General features: G+C 64.9%; 8 protein-coding genes. 6 read left to right on the forward strand and 2 right to left on the reverse strand.

Annotated elements, in window-relative coordinates; genetic code table 11:
* Positions 1-79 precede the first annotated feature (79 nt).
* Positions 80-964, reverse strand: a complete 885-nt coding sequence (locus tag AC0L21_RS37555) for a LysR family transcriptional regulator (RefSeq protein WP_473266991.1) — start codon at positions 962-964, stop codon at positions 80-82.
* A 114-nt stretch (positions 965-1078) separates the two neighbouring features.
* Here AC0L21_RS37555 and AC0L21_RS37560 point away from each other — a divergent pair, with 114 nt between their 5' ends.
* From AC0L21_RS37560 to AC0L21_RS37575, 4 genes are read left to right on the forward strand one after another with little or no spacing between them, the layout of a single operon-like run.
* A complete protein-coding gene (locus tag AC0L21_RS37560) occupies positions 1079-2443 on the forward strand; it encodes an FAD-dependent oxidoreductase (RefSeq protein WP_473266993.1) in 1365 nt (454 codons plus the stop codon).
* A gap of 34 nt (positions 2444-2477) precedes the next feature.
* Positions 2478-3482: an ABC transporter substrate-binding protein gene (locus AC0L21_RS37565; RefSeq protein WP_473266995.1), complete on the forward strand. Its 1005-nt coding sequence runs from the start codon at positions 2478-2480 to the stop codon at positions 3480-3482.
* A 16-nt stretch (positions 3483-3498) separates the two neighbouring features.
* Positions 3499-4272, forward strand: coding sequence for an ABC transporter ATP-binding protein (locus AC0L21_RS37570; RefSeq protein WP_473266997.1), 774 nt, complete (start codon positions 3499-3501; stop codon positions 4270-4272).
* Positions 4265-5089 (forward strand): ABC transporter permease, encoded by an 825-nt coding sequence (locus tag AC0L21_RS37575; RefSeq protein ID WP_473267000.1) that lies wholly within the window; start codon positions 4265-4267, stop codon positions 5087-5089. Before AC0L21_RS37570 ends, AC0L21_RS37575 begins: the two co-directional genes overlap by 8 nt.
* 172 nt (positions 5090-5261) lie before the next feature.
* Here the strand turns inward: AC0L21_RS37575 and gtdA are convergent, their stop codons facing one another.
* A complete protein-coding gene (gene gtdA, locus AC0L21_RS37580; RefSeq protein ID WP_473267003.1) occupies positions 5262-6302 on the reverse strand; it encodes a gentisate 1,2-dioxygenase in 1041 nt (346 codons plus the stop codon).
* Positions 6303-6392: 90 nt separating this feature from the next.
* Here gtdA and maiA point away from each other — a divergent pair, with 90 nt between their 5' ends.
* On the forward strand, positions 6393-7025 hold the full coding sequence (gene maiA, locus AC0L21_RS37585) for a maleylacetoacetate isomerase (protein ID WP_473267005.1): 633 nt from the start codon (positions 6393-6395) through the stop codon (positions 7023-7025).
* Positions 7015-7524 (forward strand): MarR family winged helix-turn-helix transcriptional regulator, encoded by a 510-nt coding sequence (locus tag AC0L21_RS37590; RefSeq protein ID WP_247817983.1) that lies wholly within the window; start codon positions 7015-7017, stop codon positions 7522-7524. The genes maiA and AC0L21_RS37590 overlap by 11 nt, the downstream gene beginning before the upstream one ends.
* Positions 7525-7622: the final 98 nt, after the last annotated feature.

Raw genomic sequence — 7622 nt, forward strand, 5'->3', positions numbered from 1 at the left:
CGCGACGCGCGCATCACATAGCGCCGTAGCTAGCGCGGCTTGGCCGCGGAGGCCGACCCGTTACCCCATCTACGGGCTTTCACAGCGACACCGCCAGTGACCTTTTCAGCAGTGTGAGCAGCGCCTGCACCGCGGCGGCATTGCGCCGCCGTTCAGGGATCGCAGCCTTCACCCACAATTCCGGAATCGGAAACTCGCGCAGAACCGGCTTGAGTGCGCCGTTGCGCAAGGCGTCCGCGACGAGATAGTCCGATATCAGCACGATGCCGTTGCCGGCGATGGCGCTGCGCGCCAGCACTTGGCCCTCGTTGCAGGACAGCAGCGGGCTGACTTGGACGCTGATGCGGCCGCGCGGCCCGTCAAAGATCCACTCCGGCCCCGTCGGCAGAAAGCTGAGACAGCGATGCTCGACCAGATCACGCGGATGTCTTGGCGTGCCGTGTTTCTTCAGATAGGCGGGCGAGGCGCAGAGCAGCCGCTTCAGCGGGCACAGGGGCTCGTCGACGACACCGCCAAAGGAATGCGGGAAGGCGCCGATAGCGATGTCAAAGCCTTCGGTGACGGGATCGACCGGACGGTCGAACAGCACGATATCGAGCTTGAGCCGCGGGTTCTGGGTCTGGAAAGCGGTGAAGACATCCGCAAGCCGCGCGACCGTCAGCGAGGTCGGCGCCTTGATGCGTAGGTGATCGACGAGATCATGGCCCTTCTCGCCCATGCGCGAGAGCAGGTCGGTGGCGTCGGTGACGACGGCGCGGGCGCGATGCACGTAGCGCTGGCCGGCCTCGGTCAGCCGCAACTGCCGGGTCGAGCGCTGAAAAAGCGGCGTGCCGATCCGCGCCTCGAGCTGCGTGACGCGCTTGGCCACCACCGACGTCGAGACGTCGAGTTTTCGCGCAGCCGCGGAGAAGCCGGCGGCGTCGGCGGTGGCGAGGAACGCCTGCAAGTTGACGAGGACGTCCATTTTCCACCTTTCTCGATTCGCGAAAGCTGATCGTCTATTTTGGCGGATTGTAGCTCGGTCCGCGCTAATTCATAGTCGGGCCCAAGCAAGAGAGTTTCAGGGACAGGACGCGCCATGCAGGCCACCACGATCGAAGAACCGGCACGCCAGGTGCCGCTTTATGGCGAATATGAAGTCGTCGTGCTCGGGGGCGGTCCGGCCGGCATCGTGGCGGCAGCATCAGCGGCGCGCGCGGGACGGAGGACGCTCTTGATCGAGCGCTACGGCTTCCTCGGCGGCATGGGGACCGCTGCCGGCGTCACCAATTTCTGCGGCCTGCACGGCAACGTCTACGGCGAGGCCCATCGGCTGGTGCAGGGCATGGCGTCCGAGCTGCTGGCTCGGATCGACCGCTTGAACGGGCTCAACGCGCCGCATCTGATCCTCGGCAAGGTCTTTGCCCAGGCCTACGACACCGCCGCCTACAAGATCGCGGCCGACCAACTGCTCGCCAGTCACAAGGTGCACATCCTTTTCCATGCGCTCGGTGCAGGCGTCGTGATGGGCGATAACAGCCGCATCGATGCCCTGATGGTCGAGACCAAGGCGGGCCGACAGGCGGTGCGATCGGAGATCTTCATCGATTGCTCCGGCGACGGCGATCTCGCGGTCTGGGCCGGCGCGCCGTTCGAATTCGGCGACGAGCACGGCCATCCGATGTATCCCTCGATGATGCTCCGCCTCAACGGCATCGATCCGGCGAAGGCGGGCGATGCCTGGCGCACCATCCCGCAATTGATGGAGCAGGCCACCGCCGCCGGTACCCACACATTCCCGCGCAAGAGCGCGATCGTGCGGCCACAGAAATCCGGCATCGAATGGCGGGTGAACTTTACGCAAGTCGCGCGCGAGGACGGCCATGCCATCAACGGCATCGAGCCTGACGATCTCACCCGCGGCGAGATCGAGGGCCGCAAGCAGGCGCTCGCCGCGTTCGAATTCCTGCGCACCGTGCCGGGCTTTGAAAAATCCTACATCGTCGACCTGCCGCCGCAGCTCGGCATCCGCGAAACCCGCCGCATCAATGGCGGCTATCAGCTCAGCGGCGAGGACGTGCTCGGCTGCGCGTCGTTCGAGGATTCCATCGGGGTCAATGGCTGGCCGATCGAGGCCCATGTCCCCGGCGACGTCGTCTTCACCTTCCCGCCGATCCCGGAATCGCGTGGCTATAACGAGCTGCCCTACCGCATGCTGGTGCCCGAAGGCGTCGACAATCTGCTGGTCGCCGGCCGCTGCGCCTCGATGACCCATGAGGGCCAGTCGGCGGCCCGGGTCTCCGGTGCCTGTTTCGTGATGGGGGAGGCGGCCGGTTCCGCCGCCGCGCTGGCGCTCTCCGGAAACCGGATCCCGCGTGACATCCCCGTTGAAAAGCTGCAGGAAACGTTGAAACAACAGGGCGCCTTTATCGGACAGGACCAGCCCGTGCCCGAAGGCCTGTAACCGACTGCAAGATATCGACGGCGGAGGAAACGAAATGACCGGGATTGTGCGGCTCGCGCTAGCTGGCCTGATGGCGATCACAGCGATGGGCACCGCCCGAGCCGAGGACGCGCTGAAAGCCAGGATCGGCGTGCTCAGGCTATCCTCCTCCGCGCCCGTCTTCATCGCGCAGGACAAGGGCTATTTCCGAGAGGCCGGCCTCGACGTCGAGCTGAAATTCTTCGATGCGGCGCAGCCGATCGCGGTGGCCACCACCTCCGGCGACATCGATTTCGGCGTCACCGCTTTCACCGCCGGCCTTTACAATCTCGCCGGCAAGGGCGTGCTGAAGGTGATCGGCGGCATGAGCCGCGAGAAGGCCGGCTATCCCCTGATCGGCTATTTCGCCAGCAACAACGCCTATGCGAGCGGTCTGAAGACGCCGAAGGACCTCGCGGGCAAGCGCGTGGCGATGACGCAGGTCGGCTCCTCCTTTCACTATTCGCTCGGCCTGCTTGCCGACAAATACGGTTTCAAGCTCGCCGACGTGAAGATCGTGCCGCTGCAATCACTGTCGAATGCGGCGGCCGCGCTGAAGGGCGAGACGGTGGATGCGGCGCTGCTGCCGATCTCCACTGCGCGAAAGCTGATGGACGACGGCGGTGCGAAGTTCCTCGGCTGGGTCGGCGACGAGACACCCTGGCAATTGGGCGCGGTGTTCGCTTCACCGAAGACGCTGACCAACAAGGCGCTGGTGACGAAGCTGCTCGGCGCTTTGGCAAAGGCCGACCGCGAATATCACGACGTCATCCTTGCCGCGATGAAGGACGGCGTCGCGCCGATCAATGACAAGACAAAGCCGCTGCTGGAGATCATCGCCAAGTATACGAACCTCCCGGTCGAGCAGGTGGTCGGCAATTGCGCCTATATCGATCCCGACGGCAAGCTGGATGTGAAGAACGTCGACAACCAGATCAAATGGCTCCAGGAGCAGGGTTTTGCCGACAAGGGCTTCGATGCGAATGCGATCATCGCAAAGGAATTCGTGAAGGCGGATTGAGAGTAGAACGCAGCTCATGGACCTGATCGCCAGCCACATCACCCATCGCTTCGGCGATCTCGCCGTGCTCGACGACGTCTCGTTCACCGTCAGCGCGGGCGAGGTGGTGGCGATCGTGGGGCCCTCGGGCTGCGGCAAGAGCACGCTGCTGTCGATCCTCGGCGGCCTGTTGCTGCCGACCTCCGGCGCGCCCGAGCTGCGCGGCGCGCCGCCGGCGGACAGTCTCAATCCGCTCACCTTCGTGTTCCAGGACTTCGCGCTGCTGCCCTGGGCCAATGTGGAGGAGAACGTCGGATTCCCGCTGCTGCACACCCAGCTCTCGGCCGTGCAGCGCCGCGCGCTGGTCGACGATGCCTTGCGCCGCACCGGCCTGACGGATTTTCGCAAAACCTATCCAAAGCAGCTGTCCGGCGGCATGCGCCAGCGCGTCGGCATTTCGCGCGCGCTCGCGGTCAAGCCGGCCATCCTCCTGATGGACGAGCCGTTGTCGGCGCTGGATTCGCAGACCCGCGAACTGCTGATGGAGGATTTCGTCCGGCTGCTCGCCGACGGCGGCATGGGCGCGGTCTATGTCACGCATAATCTCGAAGAGGCGGCGCGACTTGCCGATCGCATCGTGGTGCTGTCACGGCGTCCTGGCCGCATTCGCGAGGTCGTGGCGGTGCCGATGACGCGCACTGAGCGCGGTGACATTGCAGCCCGTGAAAAGCTGCTCGCGCTTCAGAACCAGATCTGGTCATTGATCCGCAACGAGGCGATCGATGCCGAGCGCGAGGTTCAGCATGCTTGATCGCGCGCCAGTGGGAACATCTGCGAAGGATGAAATGGTCCGGCGCGTCCGCTTTCGCGGCGCCGGTTTCGTGCCGGCGAGCAGCCGTTTCGGCGGCTGGATCGCGCTCGCGCTGGTCATTGCGATCTGGCAGGCGGCGGGCAGCAGCGGCCTCGTCAATCCGCTGTTCCTGCCGCCGCCATCGGCGATCGCGCGTGCGATCTACCAGCTCGCGATCTCTGGCGCGCTGTGGCAGCACCTTTCCGCGTCGCTCCTGCGCATCGGTGTCGGTTGGCTGCTCGGCACGGCGGCCGGTGTCGCGGTTGGCTTTGCCATCGGCCTGTCGCGGCTGGCGCGCAGCGTCGGCATCACCTTCATCTCGGCGCTGTTTCCGATCCCGAAGATCGCGCTGCTGCCGCTGTTGATCCTCTGGCTAGGCATCGGCGAAGAGCCCAAGATCGCGACCATTGCGCTTGGCGTGTTCTTCTCGACCGCGATCTCGGTCTATAGCGGCGTCGACGCGGTGCCGCGCAACCTCATCCGCATGGCGCAGAGCTTCAACGTGCCGTTCGCCACCATCGTGCGCAAGGTGGTGTGGCCGGGCGCGTTGCCCGCGATCCTCGCCGGATTCCGCATCACGTCGTCGGTGGCGCTGCTGCTCGTCGTCAGCGCCGAGATGATCGGCGCGCAATACGGCATCGGCGCGTTCGTGCTTCAGGCCGGCAATTTGATGCAGACGGATCAGCTGCTCGCGGGCGTGGTGATCCTGTCGGTGTTTGGGTTGGTTGTGGGAAGGGTGATCAACTGGCTGGAGGTCAAATTATTGCACTGGCGGTGAGGTTCACTCCGCCGTCGTCCCGGCGCAGGCCGGGACCCATACCGCGTGATCTATCGAGGGAGCGCGGTGTTCGTACCGAACAACAACTAAGAATCTTCGCCAAACATCTCCTTGTGGTTATGGGTCCCGGCCTTCGCCGGGACGACACTGAGTATGTGTTAGCACGCCCGGCTCACGCGTTCCCGCGATCCTCCCGGAACAGATCCAGCTTCTGCTGCACGGGGCGATCCGAGAAGCTGAACAGCACCGCATCCATGTCCGCCTCGTGCGTGACCCATTGCCAGCTCGGCACCACGAACAAATCGCGCGGGCCCCATTCGAAGGTCGATTCCCCGATGCGGGTGCGGCCGTGGCCTTCGATCGGACAGAATACCGTTGCGTCCGTCGAACGATAGCGCGCGGTCTTGAAGCCCTTCGGCAGCAACTGGATGAAAGTGCCGATGGTCGGCATCGCGAAGTCGCCGGTCTCGGGGTTGCTGAACTTCAGCTTCAGCCCGTGACAGGCGTCCCACTCCTGGCTCGTGCGGGCTTTCTCCAGTGCTTCGCGCGTGTAGGCATAGGGATAGCTGAAGATCGGCGAGGTCTTCGAGCTCCGCTTCACGTCGACCGGCAGCAGATTGTGGCCGTAGCGCGCGAAGCTGTCGCCGGCCGGTCTCGTGATCTTCTGCTGGTCCTCGTTGGAGCCTTCCGCGAAGGAGCAGTCGAAGAACTGCACCAGCGGAATGTCGAGGCCGTCGAGCCAGAACATCGGCTGATCGGTCTCGTTGGAATGATCGTGCCAGGTCATCGACGGCGTGATGATGAAGTCGCCGGGCTCCATCGCGGTGCGCTCGCCGTCGACCGCGGTGTGGGCGCCCCTGCCTTCGAGCACGAAGCGCAGCGCCGATTGGCTGTGCCGGTGGGCGGGTGCGATGTCGCCCGGCACCACCATCTGCACGCCGGCATAGAGCGACGTGGTGATTTTCGACTGCCCGCGCAGGCCGGGATTTTCCAGCACCAGCACGCGCCGCTCGGCTTCTTTCGCCGTGATCAGTTTGCCGGCTTCGGTCATGTAGTCGCGGATGATGTCGAACTTCCACAGATGCGGCCGGCAGGCGCTCTTCGGCTCCGGTGTGATCAAATCGCTCATGACGGTCCAGAGCGCGGTGAGATTCTCGCCGTCGATCTTCTTGTAGAACGCCTCGCGTTCCGGCGTCTTCGTCACGGCTTCCATGGTGCGGCTCCCGTCGTTTTGTTGATTGACAGTATACTTACGATCTAGGTAGCGTCAACGTGCGAACAAGAACGAAACGGGAGGGTTCCGATGAAGCTGCACGGCTATTTCCGCTCCAGCGCCGCCTACCGGGTACGGATCGCGCTGAACCTCAAGGGTCTCGGTGCCGAGCACCTGCCGCATCACCTTCGCAAGGGCGAGCAATGCGCGCCCGCCTATCTCGCCATCAATCCGCAGGGCCTGGTGCCCGCGCTGGAGAACGATGCGGGCGCAGTGCTGACCCAGTCCGTCGCCATCATCGAATGGCTCGACGAAACCCACCCCAACCCACCGCTGCTGCCGAGGGATACGCTGCAGCGCGCCAAGGTCAGGGCGTTCGCGTTGGCGATCGCCTGCGACACTCACCCCGTACAGAACTTGAAGGTGCTGGCGCGGCTGCGCGAGCTTGGCCTTGCCGAGGAGAAGGTTCAGGACTGGGCGGCGTGGGTCAACCGCGAGGGCCTCGCGGCCTGCGAAACCCTGATCAGGGCCGAGCCGGGCCCGTTCTGCTTCGGCGATGCGCCGACGCTCGCCGATCTCTGCCTGGTGCCGCAGCTCGCCAATGCGCGCCGCTTCGGCGTCGACGTCTCCGCCTATCCGCGTCTGCTTAAGGCGGAAGCTGCCGCCAAGGCGCTGCCGGCGTTCGTCAACGCCGCGCCGGAGAAGCAGCCCGATGCCGAGTAAGCCGCCTCCGATCACGATTGACGCGGTCTATGCCGCGCCGGGCTATCTGTTCCGGCGCATGCAGCAGATCGCGGTCTCGATCTTCATGGAGGAATGCAAGGCGTTCGACCTCACGCCGGTGCAATACGCGGCGCTGATCGCGATCCACACCCACCCCGGCATCGATGCGACGCGGCTGTCGGCGGTGATCGCCTTCGACCGCTCCACGCTCGGCAGCGTCATCGAGCGGCTTCAGGCCAAGGATTTCGTCGAGCGCAGGCCGGCGCCGGAAGACAAGCGGATCAAGCTGCTCTATTTGACCAAGTCAGGCGCGGCGATCCTGCGCGACATCATCCCCGCCGTCGAACGCGCCCAGGCGCGGATGCTGGAGCCGCTCAAGCCGGCGGACCGCAAGGCGCTGATGGGGCTCCTGGTGCAGCTCGTCGATCTCAACAACGAGGCGTCGCGGGTGCCGCTACGAGCGGAGGACGCGCTGGAGCATCTGGGGAAGGCGGGGTGAGGTGGCGCCTGACATTCCGGTGTCGTCCCGGCGAAGGCCCTAGGGCATGCACATATCTCTAAGGCTCCATCCTGCTGCAACGGCGTGGAAGTATTCGA

It is taken from the genome of Bradyrhizobium sp. WSM4873 (assembly GCF_055811355.1).

Coding starts and splice junctions, on each gene's coding strand:
- AC0L21_RS37555 (WP_473266991.1), bottom strand. CDS start 964: ATGGACGTCCTCGTCAACTTGCAGGCGTTCCTCGCCACCGCCGACGCC.
- AC0L21_RS37560 (WP_473266993.1), top strand. CDS start 1,079: ATGCAGGCCACCACGATCGAAGAACCGGCACGCCAGGTGCCGCTTTAT.
- AC0L21_RS37565 (WP_473266995.1), top strand. CDS start 2,478: ATGACCGGGATTGTGCGGCTCGCGCTAGCTGGCCTGATGGCGATCACA.
- AC0L21_RS37570 (WP_473266997.1), top strand. CDS start 3,499: ATGGACCTGATCGCCAGCCACATCACCCATCGCTTCGGCGATCTCGCC.
- AC0L21_RS37575 (WP_473267000.1), top strand. CDS start 4,265: ATGCTTGATCGCGCGCCAGTGGGAACATCTGCGAAGGATGAAATGGTC.
- gtdA (WP_473267003.1), bottom strand. CDS start 6,302: ATGGAAGCCGTGACGAAGACGCCGGAACGCGAGGCGTTCTACAAGAAG.
- maiA (WP_473267005.1), top strand. CDS start 6,393: ATGAAGCTGCACGGCTATTTCCGCTCCAGCGCCGCCTACCGGGTACGG.
- AC0L21_RS37590 (WP_247817983.1), top strand. CDS start 7,015: ATGCCGAGTAAGCCGCCTCCGATCACGATTGACGCGGTCTATGCCGCG.